The sequence below is a fragment of the Thiobacillus thiophilus genome, from assembly GCF_055378705.1.
Genome location: NZ_AP042404.1, coordinates 826,710 through 842,776 on the forward strand (window position 1 = coordinate 826,710; position 16,067 = coordinate 842,776).

General features: G+C 61.4%; 19 protein-coding genes and 1 tRNA gene. 5 read left to right on the forward strand and 15 right to left on the reverse strand.

Annotated features, from left to right (window positions below; genetic code table 11):
* Positions 1-63: 63 nt before the first annotated feature.
* From lon to ACZ41T_RS03985, 5 genes are all read right to left on the reverse strand, one after another.
* Positions 64-2,481: an endopeptidase La gene (gene lon, locus ACZ41T_RS03965; RefSeq protein ID WP_464923178.1), complete on the reverse strand. Its 2,418-nt coding sequence runs from the start codon at positions 2,479-2,481 to the stop codon at positions 64-66.
* A 232-nt stretch (positions 2,482-2,713) separates the two neighbouring features.
* Positions 2,714-3,985, reverse strand: a complete 1,272-nt coding sequence (gene clpX / locus ACZ41T_RS03970; protein WP_464923179.1) for an ATP-dependent Clp protease ATP-binding subunit ClpX — start codon at positions 3,983-3,985, stop codon at positions 2,714-2,716.
* Between the two features lie 13 nt (positions 3,986-3,998).
* On the reverse strand, positions 3,999-4,655 hold the full coding sequence (clpP, locus tag ACZ41T_RS03975) for an ATP-dependent Clp endopeptidase proteolytic subunit ClpP (RefSeq protein WP_464923180.1): 657 nt from the start codon (positions 4,653-4,655) through the stop codon (positions 3,999-4,001).
* The gene (gene tig / locus ACZ41T_RS03980; RefSeq protein WP_464923181.1) at positions 4,655-5,953 is read right to left on the reverse strand and encodes a trigger factor; all 1,299 of its coding nucleotides are present in this window, start codon (positions 5,951-5,953) and stop codon (positions 4,655-4,657) included. The genes clpP and tig overlap by 1 nt, the downstream gene beginning before the upstream one ends.
* A gap of 52 nt (positions 5,954-6,005) precedes the next feature.
* A tRNA-Leu gene (locus ACZ41T_RS03985) sits at positions 6,006-6,090 on the reverse strand.
* 116 nt (positions 6,091-6,206) lie between these two features.
* Here ACZ41T_RS03985 and hpnC point away from each other — a divergent pair.
* From hpnC to ACZ41T_RS04010, 5 genes are read left to right on the forward strand one after another with little or no spacing between them, the layout of a single operon-like run.
* Complete coding sequence (hpnC, locus tag ACZ41T_RS03990) at positions 6,207-7,013, forward strand: squalene synthase HpnC (protein ID WP_464923182.1); 807 nt, start codon at positions 6,207-6,209, stop codon at positions 7,011-7,013.
* Between the two features lie 2 nt (positions 7,014-7,015).
* On the forward strand, positions 7,016-7,861 hold the full coding sequence (gene hpnD / locus ACZ41T_RS03995; protein WP_464923183.1) for a presqualene diphosphate synthase HpnD: 846 nt from the start codon (positions 7,016-7,018) through the stop codon (positions 7,859-7,861).
* Positions 7,858-9,129 (forward strand): hydroxysqualene dehydroxylase HpnE, encoded by a 1,272-nt coding sequence (gene hpnE, locus ACZ41T_RS04000; RefSeq protein WP_464923184.1) that lies wholly within the window; start codon positions 7,858-7,860, stop codon positions 9,127-9,129. Before hpnD ends, hpnE begins: the two co-directional genes overlap by 4 nt.
* On the forward strand, positions 9,126-9,869 hold the full coding sequence (locus ACZ41T_RS04005; RefSeq protein ID WP_464923185.1) for an SDR family NAD(P)-dependent oxidoreductase: 744 nt from the start codon (positions 9,126-9,128) through the stop codon (positions 9,867-9,869). The genes hpnE and ACZ41T_RS04005 overlap by 4 nt, the downstream gene beginning before the upstream one ends.
* A complete protein-coding gene (locus ACZ41T_RS04010) occupies positions 9,857-10,090 on the forward strand; it encodes a hypothetical protein (protein WP_464923186.1) in 234 nt (77 codons plus the stop codon). The genes ACZ41T_RS04005 and ACZ41T_RS04010 overlap by 13 nt, the downstream gene beginning before the upstream one ends.
* A 116-nt stretch (positions 10,091-10,206) precedes the next feature.
* Here the strand turns inward: ACZ41T_RS04010 and ACZ41T_RS04015 are convergent, their stop codons facing one another.
* The 10 genes from ACZ41T_RS04015 to hisA form a co-directional block, all read right to left on the reverse strand.
* Positions 10,207-10,416 (reverse strand): hypothetical protein, encoded by a 210-nt coding sequence (locus tag ACZ41T_RS04015; RefSeq protein ID WP_464923187.1) that lies wholly within the window; start codon positions 10,414-10,416, stop codon positions 10,207-10,209.
* Between the two features lie 63 nt (positions 10,417-10,479).
* Complete coding sequence (locus tag ACZ41T_RS04020) at positions 10,480-11,682, reverse strand: ammonium transporter (RefSeq protein WP_464923188.1); 1,203 nt, start codon at positions 11,680-11,682, stop codon at positions 10,480-10,482.
* A gap of 148 nt (positions 11,683-11,830) precedes the next feature.
* Complete coding sequence (gene tatC / locus ACZ41T_RS04025; protein WP_464923189.1) at positions 11,831-12,691, reverse strand: twin-arginine translocase subunit TatC; 861 nt, start codon at positions 12,689-12,691, stop codon at positions 11,831-11,833.
* On the reverse strand, positions 12,688-13,164 hold the full coding sequence (gene tatB / locus ACZ41T_RS04030) for a Sec-independent protein translocase protein TatB (protein WP_464923190.1): 477 nt from the start codon (positions 13,162-13,164) through the stop codon (positions 12,688-12,690). Before tatB ends, tatC begins: the two co-directional genes overlap by 4 nt.
* A 71-nt stretch (positions 13,165-13,235) precedes the next feature.
* Positions 13,236-13,454: a Sec-independent protein translocase subunit TatA gene (tatA, locus tag ACZ41T_RS04035; RefSeq protein WP_464923191.1), complete on the reverse strand. Its 219-nt coding sequence runs from the start codon at positions 13,452-13,454 to the stop codon at positions 13,236-13,238.
* A 19-nt stretch (positions 13,455-13,473) separates the two neighbouring features.
* Positions 13,474-13,812 (reverse strand): histidine triad nucleotide-binding protein, encoded by a 339-nt coding sequence (locus tag ACZ41T_RS04040; protein WP_464923192.1) that lies wholly within the window; start codon positions 13,810-13,812, stop codon positions 13,474-13,476.
* Entirely contained in the window at positions 13,805-14,122 is a 318-nt protein-coding gene (locus ACZ41T_RS04045) for a phosphoribosyl-ATP diphosphatase (protein ID WP_464923193.1), read from the reverse strand. Before ACZ41T_RS04045 ends, ACZ41T_RS04040 begins: the two co-directional genes overlap by 8 nt.
* Positions 14,119-14,520: a phosphoribosyl-AMP cyclohydrolase gene (gene hisI, locus ACZ41T_RS04050; protein ID WP_464923194.1), complete on the reverse strand. Its 402-nt coding sequence runs from the start codon at positions 14,518-14,520 to the stop codon at positions 14,119-14,121. The genes ACZ41T_RS04045 and hisI overlap by 4 nt, the downstream gene beginning before the upstream one ends.
* Positions 14,517-15,272 (reverse strand): imidazole glycerol phosphate synthase subunit HisF, encoded by a 756-nt coding sequence (hisF, locus tag ACZ41T_RS04055; protein ID WP_464923195.1) that lies wholly within the window; start codon positions 15,270-15,272, stop codon positions 14,517-14,519. Before hisF ends, hisI begins: the two co-directional genes overlap by 4 nt.
* Before the next feature lie 17 nt (positions 15,273-15,289).
* On the reverse strand, positions 15,290-16,045 hold the full coding sequence (gene hisA / locus ACZ41T_RS04060; RefSeq protein WP_464923196.1) for a 1-(5-phosphoribosyl)-5-[(5-phosphoribosylamino)methylideneamino]imidazole-4-carboxamide isomerase: 756 nt from the start codon (positions 16,043-16,045) through the stop codon (positions 15,290-15,292).
* Between the last annotated feature and the right edge of the window lie 22 nt (positions 16,046-16,067).

The window sequence follows — 16,067 nt, forward strand, 5'->3', positions numbered from 1 at the left end:
CCGGGTAGGCACAAAAAAACCCCGCGACTGGCGCGGGATTCCGGGGAGCGATTAAAAAAACACTCAGTGCTTGATTGCCGCGGCGGTGGTTTTTTGCTCTTCCGGCACGGCAATTGCAGGCGTTTCCGCTTCAGGCTCATCCTGCAAGGGCTCGGGCGCATGTTCCAGTGCCAATTCAAGAACCTGGTCAATCCACTTGACCGGATGAATATCGAGCTTGTTCTTGATGTTGTCGGGAATCTCGATCAAATCCTTGACATTCTCGTGCGGGATCAACACCGTCTTGATGCCGCCACGATGCGCGGCCAGCAGTTTTTCCTTCAGCCCGCCGATCGGCAGCACTTCGCCCCGCAACGTAATTTCGCCGGTCATCGCCACATCGGCACGCACCGGAATCCCGGTGAGGACCGATACCATCGAGGTGCAGATTGCGACACCCGCCGACGGACCGTCTTTCGGCGTTGCGCCTTCCGGCAGATGAATGTGGATGTCGCGCTTTTGATAGAAGTCGTCCTGGATTCCCAGCTTGCGCGCACGCGAGCGCACCACGGACAGCGCGGCCTGAATGGATTCCTGCATCACCTCGCCGAGTTTACCGGTCGTGATCGTCTTGCCGCGACCCGGCAGCGAGACCGCCTCGATGGTCAGCAGTTCGCCGCCCACCTCGGTCCACGCCAAACCCGTCACCTGCCCCACCTGGTTCTTCTGTTCGGCGACCCCAAAGCTGACGCGCCGCACCCCGAGGTATTTCTCCAGATTGCGCGACGTGACCGAGATTCGGGTCGATTGCTTCTTCAGCAACAGGGCCTTGACGGCCTTGCGGCAGATTTTTGAAATTTCCCGCTCAAGGCTGCGCACGCCGGCTTCGCGCGTGTAGTAACGCACGATGTCGCGAATGGCCGATTCGGCTATAACGAGTTCGCTTTCCTTGATGCCATTGACCTTGAGCTGCTTGGGCACCAGGTAGCGCATCGCGATATTGATTTTCTCGTCCTCGGTGTAGCCCGACAGGCGAATCACTTCCATCCGGTCCAGCAAGGGCGCGGGCAAATTAAGCGAGTTGGCGGTGGCAACGAACATTACGTCGGACAGGTCGTACTCGACCTCGATGTAATGATCCTGGAAGGTGTGGTTCTGCTCGGGGTCGAGCACTTCCAGCAGCGCCGAAGACGGATCGCCGCGAAAATCCTGCCCCATCTTGTCGACTTCATCGAGCAGGAACAGCGGATTTCTCACCCCGACCTTGGTCAGGCTTTGCAGGATCTTGCCCGGCATCGAGCCGATATAGGTGCGGCGGTGACCTCGAATCTCGGATTCATCGCGCACCCCGCCCAGCGCCATGCGCACGAACTTGCGGTTGGTCGCACGCGCGATGGACTGGCCGAGCGAGGTTTTGCCGACGCCGGGGGGACCCACCAGGCAGAGGATCGGCGCCTTGACCTTGTCGACGCGCTGCTGCACCGCAAGATATTCGAGGATGCGTTCCTTGACCTTGTCGAGGCCGTAGTGGTCTTCGTCGAGCACGCGCTCGGCCTTGACCAGATCCTTGCTGATCTTGGTTTTCTTCTTCCACGGCAGGCCGACCATGGCCTCAATGTAGCTGCGGATCACGGTGGCTTCGGCCGACATCGGAGACATCATGCGCAGCTTTTTCAGCTCACCCATGGCCTTGGCTTCCGCCTCCTTGGACATGCCGGCCTGCTTGACGCGGCTTTCCAGTTCCTCCAGTTCGGCGCCTTCCTCGATGTCGCCCAGTTCCTTCTGGATCGCCTTGACCTGCTCGTTCAGGTAGTACTCGCGCTGACTCTTCTCCATCTGCCGCTTGACGCGGCCGCGGATGCGCTTTTCCACCTGCAGAATGTCAAGCTCGCCTTCCAGCAGGCCGAGCAGGTGTTCGAGGCGCTTGTTGACGCCGATCATCTCCAGCACTTCCTGCTTCTGTTCCAGCTTCAGCGGCAGGTGCGCGACAATGGTGTCGGCCAGTCGGCCGCCCTCGTCGATGCCCGACAACGAGGTGAGGATTTCCGGCGGAATCTTCTTGTTCAGTTTGACATACTGATCGAACTGCGTCAGGAGGGCGCGGCGCATCGCCTCGACTTCCACCAGTTCTTCGCCCTCGGCGGGCAGGATTTCGGCACGTGCGGAGAGATGGGTCTCGGCATCGGTGACTTTCAGCACGCGGGCACGCTGATTGCCTTCGACCAGTACCTTGACGGTGCCGTCCGGCAGTTTCAGCATTTGCAGGACAGTGGCCACGCTGCCGGTGTCGTACAGGTCTTCCGGTGTGGGGTCGTCCTGGGCGGCGGTCTTTTGCGCGACCAGCAGGATGCTCTTGCCGGATTCCATCGCGGCTTCCAGCGCCTTGATCGATTTGGGACGGCCGACGAACAAGGGAATGACCATGTGGGGGAACACCACCACATCCCTAAGCGGCAACAGCGGTAGATCGACCTGTTCCTTGGATACGTTGTCGCTCATCATGATTTCCTGGTAAGAGTTGAGGAAAGGATGCGCGGCATTCAACCACGCTCTACCCGTAAAGGGCAGGCCGTGGTTGTCCCCGCAAGGGGGAGGCCGTGGTTGTAAAGCCGACAAGTCGGCAACAACCACGCTCTAAAGCCGAAAAATCGGCAACAACCACGCTCATCCATAACTGGGGGGCATAGGTTGGAATTCAAGATGGCTGACAGGTTCCCCGTCAGCCATTCGATATTCAGGCTCCGGCGGCCAGCGGTTGCTCGCCCTGGTCCGAGTAAATCAGCAAGGGCTTGCCGTCGCCGCCGATCGTTCCGTTGTCCACCACAACCTTGCTGACGCCCTTGAGCGATGGCAGGTCATACATGGTATCGAGCAGGGAATGCTCGATGATCGAACGCAGGCCGCGTGCACCGGTGCGTCGCGCCAGCGCACGCTTGGCGATGGCATTCAGCGCGTCCTCGCGGAATTCGAGTTCGACGCCTTCCATTTTGAAGAGCTTGATGAACTGCTTGGTCAGCGCGTTCTTCGGCTCGGTCAAAATCTGCACCAGCGCGGCCTCATCCAGTTCGTCCAAGGTTGCGACCACCGGTAAACGTCCGACAAATTCCGGGATCAGGCCATATTTAATGAGATCTTCGGGCTCGACCTGGTGCAGCAATTCGACGTCGCGCTTGGTTTCGTCGACATTCTTGACCTGCGCACCAAAGCCGATGCCACCTTTTTCAGTACGGCCGCGAATGACCTTTTCCAGCCCGCTGAATGCACCGCCGCAAATGAACAGGATGTTGCTGGTGTCGACCTGCACGAATTCCTGGTTCGGATGCTTGCGTCCGCCCTGCGGCGGAACCGAAGCGGTAGTGCCTTCGATCAGTTTCAGCAGCGCCTGCTGCACGCCCTCGCCAGACACGTCGCGGGTAACCGAAGGGTTGTCGGCCTTGCGCGAAATCTTGTCGATTTCATCGATGTAAACAATGCCCTGCTTGGCCTTCTCGACATCGTAATCGCATTTTTGCAGCAGCTTCTGGATGATGTTCTCGACATCCTCACCCACATAACCGGCTTCGGTCAGCGTGGTGGCGTCGGCAATCACGAACGGCACGTTCAACGTGCGTGCCAGCGTTTGCGCCAGCAGGGTCTTGCCGGAGCCGGTCGGGCCGATCAGCAGGATGTTGCTCTTGGCCAGCTCGACTTCGCCAGTGTCGGCGTTGCTGCGCAGGCGCTTGTAGTGATTGTAGACGGCAACCGCGAGCGCTTTTTTCGCCGGCCCCTGGCCGATCACGTATTGATCGAGCATGCCGCTGATTTCGTGCGGCGTCGGCAAGCCGGAACCACCGCTCTTTTGGGTGTCGGCCTGCTGGATTTCTTCACGGATGATGTCGTTGCATAGTTCGACGCATTCATCGCAGATGAATACCGACGGCCCCGCAATCAGCTTGCGTACCTCGTGCTGGCTTTTGCCACAGAAGGAGCAGTAAAGAAGTTTGTCGCCCGAGCCTTTGTCTGCCATACCCGTTCCTTGCTTAATTGCCTGATGCTTCGTTGCGGCTGATCAGCACCTTGTCAATCAGACCGTAATTCACCGCCTCGTCCGCGCTCATGAAATTATCGCGGTCAGTGTCGCGCTCGATCACCTCCATGCTCTGCCCGGTGTGCTTGGCCAGCATGTCGTTGAGGCGCGCTTTCAAATAGAGGATTTCCTTGGCGTGGATGGCAATGTCCGACGCTTGCCCCTGGAAACCGCCCAGTGGCTGGTGAATCATCACGCGCGAGTTCGGCAGGCAGTAGCGCTTGCCATGGGCGCCCGCGGTGAGCAGGAATGCGCCCATGCTGGCCGCCTGGCCAATGCACAGGGTGGACACATCCGGCTTGATGAACTGCATGGTGTCGTAGATCGCCAGCCCGGCCGAAACCGATCCGCCGGGTGAGTTGATGTAGAAAAAGATGTCTTTGTCGGGATTTTCCGACTCCAGGAACAGCATCTGCGCAACCACCAGATTGGCCGTGCCATCGTTCACTGGACCCACAAGGAAAATGACCCGTTCCTTGAGCAGGCGCGAATAGATGTCGTAGGCGCGTTCGCCGCGACCGCTTTGTTCGACGACCATGGGCACCAGCCCCAGACCTTGAGGTTCGAAGGACTGCGAATTGGAAATACCGCGTTCAAAATCAATGTGCATCAGGCACGTCCCATCAATTCTTCAAAGGAGGTTGTCACGTCTTCCACTTGGGCCTGACCTGCAACCCATGCTACCACATTCTCTTCCAGCGCCAGGGACTCGATCTCCTGCATTCGTTCCGGGCTCTGGTAGTACCACTGCATCACCTGCTCGGGCTCTTCGTAGCTTTGCGCCTGCTCCTGAATCAGGGCCCGAATCTGCTCGGGCTGTGCCACCAGCTTGTGCACCTGCACGATCTCGGCCAGGATCAGCCCCAAGCGCACGCGGCGCTCGGCCTGCCCGGTAAACATATCGGTAGAAAGTTTCACAGTCTGAACCCCACGCGACTGCATATCGGCTTCGGTCATTTTCATCAGGCGCTCGGTTTCCATCGCCACCAGGCTTTGCGGCAGATCCAGCGTGCTCTTCTGCAGCAGCAGTTCCATCGCCTGCTCTTTCAGTTTTGCCTGCACGCGACGTTTGGCTTCACGTTCCAGGTTGGTCTTTACCTCGGCCTTGAGTTTTTCGACGTCGCCGTCTTCGATCCCCAGCGCCTTGGCAAATTCCGCGTCCACCGGCGGCAGCACGGGGGCCTGCACGTCTTTGACCTGCACTTCGAAATGCGCGACCTTGCCGGCGAGGTCCTTGGCAGGGTATTCAGCCGGAAAGGTCAGATCGAAGCCCTTGCTGTCGCCGGTCTTGATGCCGATCAGGTTCTGCTCGAATTCTTGCAGCAGACGGCCTTCGCCGATCACCGCGGCGAAGTCTTCGCCGTTTCCGCCGTCAAATGCTGCGCCATCGACTGTGCCCTGATAATCGAACTTGGCCAAATCGCCTTCCGCCGCCGCCCGATCGGTGGATTCGAATGTGCGACGCTGCTTCTGCAGCACTTCCAGCGTCTTCGCCACATCGGCCTCGCCCAGGTTGACGACCGAACGGCTGATCTTACCCGCGCTCAGGTCATCGATCCTCACTTCGGGATAGACCTCGAAGCTGGCGCTGAACGTCATTTCCGTCGTGTCAGTCTGCTCCGTTTTCGGCTCGAATCGCGGATAGCCCGCAATTTTCAACTGATGCGTCTGCACCGCCTCGCCAAAGCGGGTCTGCAGGGTTTCGCCCAGCACTTCCTGACGCACGCCGGAGGCATGCCGGAGCGCCACGGCGGCGAGCGGCGCCTTGCCGGGACGGAAACCATCCATCTTGACGTTGCGTGCCAGGCGCTTGAGGCGGCCCTGTACTTCGGTTTCCAGCTGGTCCATGGGCACACTGATGTCCAGGCGGCGGACCAGTCCTTCGAGAACTTCAAGATTTGCTTGCATCAAAATGCTTCCTGGCTGAATTTAAAGGATGGGTGAAGAGCAAAAAAAACGATGGTGCGAAAGGGGGGACTCGAACCCCCACGCCTTGCGGCGCTGGAACCTAAATCCAGTGCGTCTACCAATTCCGCCACTCTCGCGGCGTAGCCGCAAAACTATCGACTAATAAGTGTAATATAATCAATACGATGCTGTCACCCAAGCGAACCCGGCATCCCACCTAAGTCATTATTCTCATTCCGTTTTTTTGTTGCCGGTGCCGGTCGATCATTACGAAAACTTCCCTGTTGCGTCCTGGTTGCTGCCCAAACGGCTGCGCCAGCCGGTCGAAGCCATCTACCGGTTTGCTCGCAGCGCGGACGATATTGCCGACGAAGGCGATGCCCCCGCAGCCACGCGCCTGGGCCAGCTGGCAGCCTATCACGCCGAACTGGACCGCATCGAGCGCGGCGAGTCTTCCCGCCATCCGGTTTTTGTTCCGCTTGCGGCAGCCATTCGCGATTACGCCATCCCACTATCGCCGTTTCGCGACCTGCTGTCAGCCTTCGTGCAGGACGTCGAAAAAACCCGTTATGCCAATTTCGGCGAAATCATGGACTACTGCCGCCGCTCGGCCAACCCGGTGGGACGCCTGATGCTGCACCTGTACGGCGACCGCGACCCGCGTCACCTGGCCTATTCGGATGCCATTTGCAGCAGCCTGCAACTGATCAACTTCCTGCAGGATATTTCGGTCGATTACCGGAAAGGCCGCATCTACCTGCCGCAGGACGAGCTGGACGCGCACCGCGTCAGCGAGACGCAGATTGCGCAGGGCGACGCACGCGGCCTGTGGCACATGATGATGCATAAGCAGATCGAACGTGCCCGAAAGTTATTGCAGGCCGGAGCACCGCTCGGCCGGCAGATCAAAGGGCGCATCGGGCTGGAACTACGCGTGACCATCCTCGGCGGCGAAGCCATCCTGCGCAAACTCCACGCCGACCCCGGCTGCGTGTTCCACAACCGTCCGGTGCTCACCAAAAAGGACTGGATCGTCATGCTCGGACGCGGGATTTTTTGAACGTGGATGCCCATCGGTATTGCCAGGAACGCGCTGCGGCCAGCGGCTCCAGCTTCTACTACAGCTTCGTCCTCCTGCCGCCCGAGGCGCGACGCGCGATCACCGCGTTTTACGCCCTGTGCCGCGAACTCGACGATGTGGTGGACGAATGCCGCGACCGTCAGGTGGCCGAAGCCAAGCTCGACTGGTGGCGCGGGGAAATCGCACGCTTTGCTGCCGGCGCGCCGGAGCATCCGGCGACCCGCGCCCTATTCGATACCCAACAGGGCTGCAACGCGCCCGCCGCCCTGCTGCTGGAAATCGTCGATGGCATGGCAATGGATCTCGATTGTCTGCGCTATCCCGATTTCAAGTCGCTCAACCTTTATTGCTACCGCGTGGCCGGCGTGGTCGGCGAAGTGGCGGCAGCGATTTTTGGTGGCCCGCGCAACGAGGACGACCGCGACATTCGCCGTTATGCGCATGAGCTGGGCCTTGCGTTCCAGCTCACCAACATCATCCGCGATGTCGGCGAGGATGCGCGGCGCGGACGCATCTACCTGCCGCAGGATGAGCTGGCGCGCTTCGGCGTCGCCGAGACCGACATTCTGAATGGCCGCAGCACGCCCGAATTCCAGGCGCTGATGCAGTTCCAGTTCGAACGCGCCAGCGCACATTACGCAAGCGCCTTCGCTGCCCTGCCCGCACGCGCGCGCCGCGCGCAGCGCCCGGGGCTGGTGATGGCGGCGACTTACCGCACCCTGCTGGACGAAATCCGGCGCGCCGGATTTCCCGTGCTGAATGCGCGCATCTCGCTCACGCCGCTGCGCAAGCTGTGGCTGGCCGGCAGGACCTGGCTGTTCCCATGAAGTCGCGTGTGGCCGTCATCGGCGGCGGCTGGGCCGGTTGCGCCGCCGCGCTGACGCTGGCCGAAGCGGGCGTCGCCGTCACGCTGTTCGAAGCCGGGCGCACCCTGGGCGGACGCGCCCGTTCGGTCGACATTGAAGGCCAGCCGCTCGACAACGGCCAGCACATCCTGCTCGGCGCCTATGAACAGACCCTGCAACTGATCGACCGCCTGCGTCCCGCCGCCTCGCCCGATGGCCTGTGGCGCCTGCCGCTTGCCCTTAACCAGCCGCCGGATTTCAGCCTGGCCTGCCCGCGCCTGCCGGCGCCGCTGCATTTGCTGGCAGGCCTGCTCGGCGCCCGCGGGCTGAGCTGGCGCGACAAGCTGGCCGCCGCCCGCTGGGCACATGGCCTGCTGAATGGCACGGATACGTCAGCCCACCTGAGCGTCAGCCAGCTCACCCGCAGCCAGCCCGAAAAACTGTGCCGCCTGCTATGGCATCCGCTGTGCGTATCCGCGCTCAACACGCCGCCGGACATGGCCAGCGCCAAGGTCTTCCGCGACACGATTCACGCCGCCTTCGGCGGACGCAACCGCCACAGCGACCTGCTGCTGCCGCGTCGCGACCTGACCGCGCTGTTTCCCGCGCCCGCAGCCGCACGGATCATCGAACTCGGCGGTGAAGTGCGTCAGTCCTGCCGGGTAACCACGCTCGACGCCGCAGCGGACGCCGTCAGCGTCGGAACGCGCGATGCGTCGATGGCCTGCAGCCACGTCGTCATCGCCGTCGCGCCGCAGCATCTGGAGGGGCTGGCTGCTGCGATTCCGCAACTCGAACCCGTGTTGCATGGGGTGGCGGCCTTCGCCTACCAGCCGATTGCCACCGCTTATTTCCAATACGACCCGGCCTTTCGACTGGAAAAACCGCTGTTCGCCCTGACGGATGGCCCGGCACAGTTCGTTTTCGACCGCGGCCAGAGCCATGACCAGCCGGGATTGCTGGCACTGGTTGCCAGCGCCGCGGCGAACCTGCCGGCGGACTGGATGGATCTGGCCGCCGCCCAGTTGCAGCGGATTGCCTGCCCGGGTCCACCACGCTGGCGCAAAAGCATCGTCGAAAAACAGGCGACTTACGCCTGTGTGCCGAACATGGCACGCCCCACCGTCCGCACCGCGCACCCGCGCGTTTTTCTGGCGGGCGATTACACTGCCGGGCTTTACCCCGCCACCCTCGAAAGCGCAACACTGAGCGGAGTACAATCGGCTCGCACCTTACTCGAACAGCTATGAAAGACTATTCTCCCCGTCCCGACCTGCTCGCAGGCCGCGTCATCCTCGTCACCGGCGCCAGTTCGGGCCTCGGCCGCGCCGCCAGCCTGGCATTTGCGCGCCACGGCGCCACCGTCGCCCTGCTGGCACGCAACGAAGCCAGACTCGAAGCGGTATACGACGAAATCCTGGCCGCAGGCGGTCCGGAACCGGCGATGTTTCCGTACGACCTCGCCGCTGCCGACGACCGCAGCCTGGAAGCGCTGACCGGCACCATCGCGCAACACCTCAAGCGGCTCGACGGCGTGCTGCACAGCGCACACCAGTTCTACAGCCTGACCCCGCTGGAACTGCAGACGCTGGAACAGTGGCAGGCCCTGATGCGAGTCAATCTGATCGCGCCGTTTGCGCTGACCCGCGCCTGCCTGCCGCTCCTGAAACAGGCTACGGACGCCTCGGTGGTGTTCACCGGCGAAACGCACGGCCATCAACCCAGCGCGTACTGGGGCGGCTATGCCGTGGCCAAGTCGGGCCTGGAAACGCTCACCCGCATCTGGACCGATGAGCTCGGCCCGTCTGCAAGCCCGCGCATCAACACCCTGATCCCCGGTCAAACCGCGACCACCCTGCGCTCACGCACCCACCCCGGGCTCGCTCCCGAAACCATACCCAGCGTCGACGATCTGATGCCGTGGTACCTGTACCTGATGGGTGCGGACAGCCGCGCGGTACGTGGCCAGATTGTGGAATGCCAGACCTGACGCTCGCCGTCCCTATTGTGAAAATCGGCCGCCACGAAATTCTCGATGAAGTGGGCCAGGGTGCGATGGGCACCGTTTACCGGGCACGCGATCCGCTGATCGAGCGTACGGTTGCCATCAAGACGGTGCCTTCCTGCCGCACTTCACACCTGCGGCTCATCGGCATTGGGCGTGCTGATCGCCGTGACGCTGCCGATCGCAGGCGGAATCATCGTCATTGACCACTTCATCGCTTCCTCCCAGCAACCGCCACTCACTCCCACGCCGCCTGCCACCAACACCTCGCAGGGTGTCGCTTCACAGCCGGCTGAAGCGGGGGGTATCGGACAAGCAGCCTTCATCGATGCTCGTTGAAACCGACAGCCCTGCGTCCAAACCGTCTATCGAACCGGATGAAGACCTTGCCGGCCTCGACAAAAAGCAGGTTGAACTGCGCATCAAGCGCACCGAACTGCTGCTGCAATACACCGAACAGCATCCCGACGTGGTGCAAATCGACCGGCAGCTCGAACAACTTCGCACCAAGCGCCGCAAGTATCTGCGGCAACGGCAGAAAGGCTGGGAAAGCCTGCCGGACTTAAAGAATCGGGCTGTCAGGCTCCTGAGCCGGCTACCAGTTGGTCTCACGCTCGGCGGTCGCCGACACTTTGTGAATGCTCAGATCGGCGCCGGTGAATTCCGCTTCCGGGTCCAGCCGCAAACCAATGGCACGCTTCAGAATGCCGTACACTACCAGGCTGCCGAGTGTGGCCACCGCCACGCCGCCCAGGGTGCCGATCAGTTGCGCAGCCAGACTGACACCGCCCATGCCGCCCAGTGCCTTGGCCCCAAAGATGCCCGCGGCAATCCCGCCCCACGCGCCGCACAAGCCGTGCAGCGGCCACACCCCCAGCACGTCGTCGATCTTCCACTTGTTCTGCGTGACCATGAACATCCGCACGAACAGTGCGCCAGCGATCGCGCCGGTGGCGAGCGCACCGAGCGGATGCATCAGGTCCGAACCGGCACACACTGCCACCAGACCGGCTAGCGGGCCGTTGTGGATGAAGCCGGGGTCGTTGCGGCCGATCACCAGCGCCGCCAGCGTGCCGCCCACCATCGCCATCAGCGAATTCACCGCCACCAGTCCCGACACCGCCTCGATCAGCTGCGCCGACATCACGTTGAAGCCGAACCAGCCCACCGTCAGGATCCACGCGCCGAGCGCCAGAAACGGGATGTTCGACGGCGGGTGCGCCGAGACCAGACCGTCCCTGGTGTAGCGCCCACGTCGCGCGCCCAGCAGCAGCACGGCAGGCAGGGCGATCCAGCCGCCCACCGCATGCACCACCACCGAGCCGGCAAAGTCGTGAAAGCGGGCGCCCAAGCTCACGGCCAGCCAGTCCTGGATGCCGAAGTTGCCATTCCAGACGATGCCTTCATAGAACGGGTAAACCAGCCCCACCAGCGCGAACGTGGCGGCCAGCTGCGGGTTGAAGCGTGCGCGTTCGGCAATGCCGCCCGACACGATGGCGGGAATCGCCGCCGCAAAGGTCAGCAGGAAAAAGAACTTGACCAGTTCGTAGCCGTTCCGGGCCGACAGCACCTCGGCGCTGGAATAGAAGCCGACGCCGTAGGCGACGCTGTAGCCGATGAAAAAATAGGCGACGGTGGAGACCGAGAAATCGGTGAGGATCTTGACCAGGGCATTGACCTGGTTCTTCTTGCGCACCGTGCCGAGTTCGAGAAAGGCAAACCCTGCGTGCATGGCCAGCACCATGATGCCGCCGAGCAAAACGAACAACACATCACTGCCTGATTTCAACGCTTCCATGCCCGGCTCCCAATTGAATTGGGACAAGCTGAAGCAAATAGCATTCCGACTGCTTAAGCCACTGAGTTCAAACGGTTTTACGTTTAACCACCGGCATGGGTGGCACCACATGAGTGCCTGGCGGCGCATTGCGCACCGCCAAGGTGCATCATTTAGGGTCGCGTGACCCGGATTCAGACTGGCCGGATTCGATGCGATCGAGCTCGGCCTCCATGTCGGACTCGGACATGGGCGTGTAATCCGCTTCGGCTTCGGCTTCGGCTTCGGCTTCGGCTTCGGCTTCGGCTTCCGGCTTGGGCTTGGTGATCATCGAGGCAACGACAATGCCCAGTTCGTACAGAACCCACATCGGCACCGCAAGCATGAACTGCGAAATTACGTCGGGCGGGGTGAAAATCGCGCCAACGACGAACGCCCCGACAATGACATAGGGGCGGATTTCACGCAGTTTTACAATCGACACCATGCCCATCTTGACCAGCAGCACCACCGCGACCGGCACTTCAAAGGTAATGCCGAAGGCAATAAACAAAGTCATCACGAAGTCGAGGTATTTGCCAATGTCGGTCATCACCGCCACGCCTTCCGGCGCCACCCCGACAATGAAACCGAACACCACCGGAAACACCAGGAAATAGGCGAACGCCATCCCCAGCAAAAACAGCACCACGCTGGCGATCACCAGCGGCACGCCGAGGCGTTTTTCGTTCTGGTAGAGACCGGGCGCGACGAACGCCCACATCTGATAGAACACCCATGGCAGCGCCAGCAGGAAGGCGGTCATCATGGTGACCTTGATCGGCACGAAGAACGGCGTGGTGACCTCGGTGGCGATCATCTGCCCGCCTTGCGGCAAGGCGGCCAGCATGGGCTTGGCGAGCAGTGCATAGAGATCCTGCGCCCATGGAAACAGCAGCACAAACAACACCACGATCGCAATCACAGCGCGCAGCAGGCGGTCACGCATTTCGACGAGATGCGAGATAAAGGTGTCTTCCGGATTGTTCATGTGGATTTTCCGACGGCTTCGACGTGCGCCTTTTCCGCCACGGACGGCGCGGGCGTTGCGGAATTCTGGTCGGGTTCTTCGAGCGGCAGGCTCTGCTGCGATGTTTGCGACGTCTCGATCTGCTTCATCGCGGGCTCAGTCACCGGACGCTCGCCTTCGGTCTCCGCCATCGCCGCAACCACTTTTTTGACGCTGCTCGCCTCGTCGCGCAAATAGTCGTCGACTGCCGTCGCCTGTTGCTCGACACCCGACACCGCCGACTCGACCGACGCCTTGAAATCCTGCCCGACACGGCGCATTTCATCCAACTGGATTTCGTTACTGATGTCAGATTTCACGGACGACACATAACGCTGCATGCGGCCATACAGAAGCCCGGCCGTGCGCGCCACCTTGGGCAGGCGCTCAGGGCCAATGACGACAAGCGCCACCACACCGATAGTGACGAGTTCAAGAAAGCCGAAATCGAACATGGGTCAGATACAAGATTCAAGCTGCAAGCCGCAAGGAAAGTCCTGGTAACTTGCATCCTGCAAATTGACGTTTAACTCTTCTGTTTGTCCTTCACGACTTCGACGTCGATGGTCCGATCGCCCTGATCGGCGCTGTCGCCGATCTTGGGTGCGTCGTCCTTCACGCCTTCCTTGAAACCCTTGACCGCACCACCCAGATCGCTGCCGATGTTGCGCAACTTTTTCGTGCCGAAAATCAGCAGCACGATGACCAGAACAATCAGCCAATGCCAGATGCTAAAACTACCCATGGCGTTTCTCCTTTTGGTTTTAACTGCGCTTGACGGGGTCCCCACCGCCAAATACGTGAACGTGAATGTGAAACACTTCCTGACCACCGCCGCGCCCGGTGTTGATCAGCGTCTTGAAACCGGCGTCGAGACCCTGCTCCTTTGCCAGACGCGGCGCCAGCAGCAGCATCTTGCCGAGCAGTCTCTCATGCTCGGGGGTGCAGTCTGCCAGCGTCGCGATATGCAGCTTCGGAATGATCAGGACATGCACCCGCGCGAACGGATGGATGTCGTGAAACGCCAGCAGCTCGTCGTCTTCGTAGGCCTTGCTGCACGGCAACTGGCCGGCAGCGATTTTGCAGAAAATGCAGTCACTCATGTCGACCCGCCTTTTCAGCCAGCCCGGACAGACCCTCGCGACGGGCCAGTTCGTTCAGCACATCCGCCGGCTTGAGTCCCTTGTGCGCCAGCAGCACCAGGGTATGAAACCACAAATCGGCGACTTCGTAGATGATCTTTTCGGGCTGGTCGTCCTTCGCCGCCATAACAGTCTCGGTTGCCTCCTCGCCGATCTTTTTCAGAATGGCATCGGTGCCTTTCGAATAGAGCCTGGCCACATAGGAGCTGTCGGGTGACGCCTGCTTGCGTGCCTCCAGCGTTTCGGCGAGACGGTCGAGGATGTCACTCATTTTCGGTAAATCTCGTCGGGGGTTTTCAGCACCGGGGCGGTCGTTACCCAGCGATTGCCACCTTGATCATCTCTGGCCAGCTTCTGGAAAAAGCAGGAGCGCCGGCCGGTATGACACGCAATCCCGCCAAGTTGTTCAATTTTCAACAGTACCACGTCGCTGTCGCAGTCGAGCCGGATTTCGCTGACGGTCTGCACGTGGCCGGATTCCTCGCCCTTGCGCCACAGCTTGTTGCGCGAACGCGACCAATAAACGCCGCGACCGGTGCGCGCGGTTTCCTCCAGCGCCTCGCGGTTCATCCACGCCACCATGAGAATTTCACCGCTGGCGGCATCCTGGGCGATTGCCGGCACCAGGCCTTGTGCGTCCCATTTGACGGTATCGAGCCAGTCACTCACAGCCGCACCTCGATACCGTGCTGCTTCATGTATTTTTTCGCCTCGTCAATGCCGTATTCGCCGAAGTGGAAAATACTCGCCGCCAGCACCGCATCGGCATGGCCTTCCTTGACGCCGTCGACCAGATGCTGGAGATTGCCGACGCCGCCGCTGGCGATGATGGGAACGTCGACCGCGTCGGAAATCGCACGCGTCAGTTCCAGGTCGAAGCCGCTCTTGGTGCCGTCGCGGTCCATCGACGTGAGCAGCAGTTCGCCTGCCCCCAGGCTCGCCATTTTCTTCGCCCACTCGACCGCATCGAGACCGGTGGCCTTGCGTCCGCCGTGGGTGAAGACTTCCCAGTGATCGCCCACCCGCTTGGAATCGATGGCCACCACGATGCACTGGCTGCCGTAGCGGTCGGCTGCATCCTTCACCAGCTGCGGGTTCACCACCGCCGAAGTATTGATGCTGACCTTGTCGGCGCCGGCGTTGAGCAGGCGCTGCACGTCGCCCACCTCGCGCACGCCACCGCCGACCGTGAGCGGAATGAACACCTCGGCGGCCACCTCCTCGATGATGTGCAGGATCAGGTCGCGGTCGTCGGACGACGCAGTGATATCGAGAAAGGTCAGCTCGTCGGCGCCCGCCTCGTTGTAGCGGCGCGCGATTTCGACCGGATCGCCGGCATCCTTCAACTCGACGAAGTTGATACCCTTGACCACGCGGCCATGGGTGACGTCCAGACAGGGAATGATGCGCTTTGCAAGCATGGCTGTCCTAATTCAAATCAGACGCCGAACACGCCGCCCGCAAGTTCGTCGGCGAGCTTCTGCGCTTCGACAAAATCGAGCGTGCCCTGGTAGATTGCGCGGCCGGTGATCGCGCCGATGATGCCGTCCTTGGCGACGGTGGACAATGCCCTGACGTCGTCGAGGTTGGTGACGCCGCCGCTGGCGATGACAGGAATCGACAGCGCCTGCGCCAGTCTCTGGGTGGCTTCGATGTTGACACCGCTCAGCATGCCGTCGCGCCCGATATCGGTGTAGATGATGGCTTCGACGCCGTAGCCTTCGAAGCGCTTGGCCAGATCGATGACATCATGGCCGGTGATCTTGGACCAGCCTTCTACCGCGATCTTGCCGTCACGGGCGTCGAGCCCGACCATCACGTGGCCGGGGAAGGCATCGCAGGCTTCATGCAGGAAGCCGGGGTTCTTTACCGCGGCGGTGCCGATGATGACGTAGCGCACGCCGTCGTCGAGATAGCGCTCGATGGTGGCGAGGTCGCGGATGCCGCCGCCCAGCTGCACCGGCATGTCGTCGCCCACCGCATCGACGATCGAGCGGATCGCCGCACCGTTGACCGGCTTGCCGGCAAAGGCACCGTTGAGGTCGACCAGATGCAGACGGCGCGCACCGAGTTCCTTCCAGTGGCGGGCGGTCGCCGCCGGGTCCTCGGAAAACACGGTGGCACTGTCCATCTCGCCTTGTTCCAGGCGCACGCAGTGGCCGTCTTTAAGGTCGATCGCAGGAATAATTAACATGGCTGATCAGCAGGGTCGCACA

Coding starts and splice junctions, on each gene's coding strand:
- tig (WP_464923181.1), bottom strand. CDS start 5,953: ATGCAAGCAAATCTTGAAGTTCTCGAAGGACTGGTCCGCCGCCTGGAC.
- ACZ41T_RS04020 (WP_464923188.1), bottom strand. CDS start 11,682: ATGGAAGCGTTGAAATCAGGCAGTGATGTGTTGTTCGTTTTGCTCGGC.
- ACZ41T_RS04045 (WP_464923193.1), bottom strand. CDS start 14,122: ATGAGTGACATCCTCGACCGTCTCGCCGAAACGCTGGAGGCACGCAAG.
- tatC (WP_464923189.1), bottom strand. CDS start 12,691: ATGAACAATCCGGAAGACACCTTTATCTCGCATCTCGTCGAAATGCGT.
- clpP (WP_464923180.1), bottom strand. CDS start 4,655: ATGCACATTGATTTTGAACGCGGTATTTCCAATTCGCAGTCCTTCGAA.
- hpnE (WP_464923184.1), top strand. CDS start 7,858: ATGAAGTCGCGTGTGGCCGTCATCGGCGGCGGCTGGGCCGGTTGCGCC.
- ACZ41T_RS04010 (WP_464923186.1), top strand. CDS start 9,857: ATGCCAGACCTGACGCTCGCCGTCCCTATTGTGAAAATCGGCCGCCAC.
- lon (WP_464923178.1), bottom strand. CDS start 2,481: ATGATGAGCGACAACGTATCCAAGGAACAGGTCGATCTACCGCTGTTG.
- ACZ41T_RS04005 (WP_464923185.1), top strand. CDS start 9,126: ATGAAAGACTATTCTCCCCGTCCCGACCTGCTCGCAGGCCGCGTCATC.
- hisF (WP_464923195.1), bottom strand. CDS start 15,272: ATGCTTGCAAAGCGCATCATTCCCTGTCTGGACGTCACCCATGGCCGC.
- hisA (WP_464923196.1), bottom strand. CDS start 16,045: ATGTTAATTATTCCTGCGATCGACCTTAAAGACGGCCACTGCGTGCGC.
- clpX (WP_464923179.1), bottom strand. CDS start 3,985: ATGGCAGACAAAGGCTCGGGCGACAAACTTCTTTACTGCTCCTTCTGT.
- tatB (WP_464923190.1), bottom strand. CDS start 13,164: ATGTTCGATTTCGGCTTTCTTGAACTCGTCACTATCGGTGTGGTGGCG.
- ACZ41T_RS04040 (WP_464923192.1), bottom strand. CDS start 13,812: ATGAGTGACTGCATTTTCTGCAAAATCGCTGCCGGCCAGTTGCCGTGC.
- tatA (WP_464923191.1), bottom strand. CDS start 13,454: ATGGGTAGTTTTAGCATCTGGCATTGGCTGATTGTTCTGGTCATCGTG.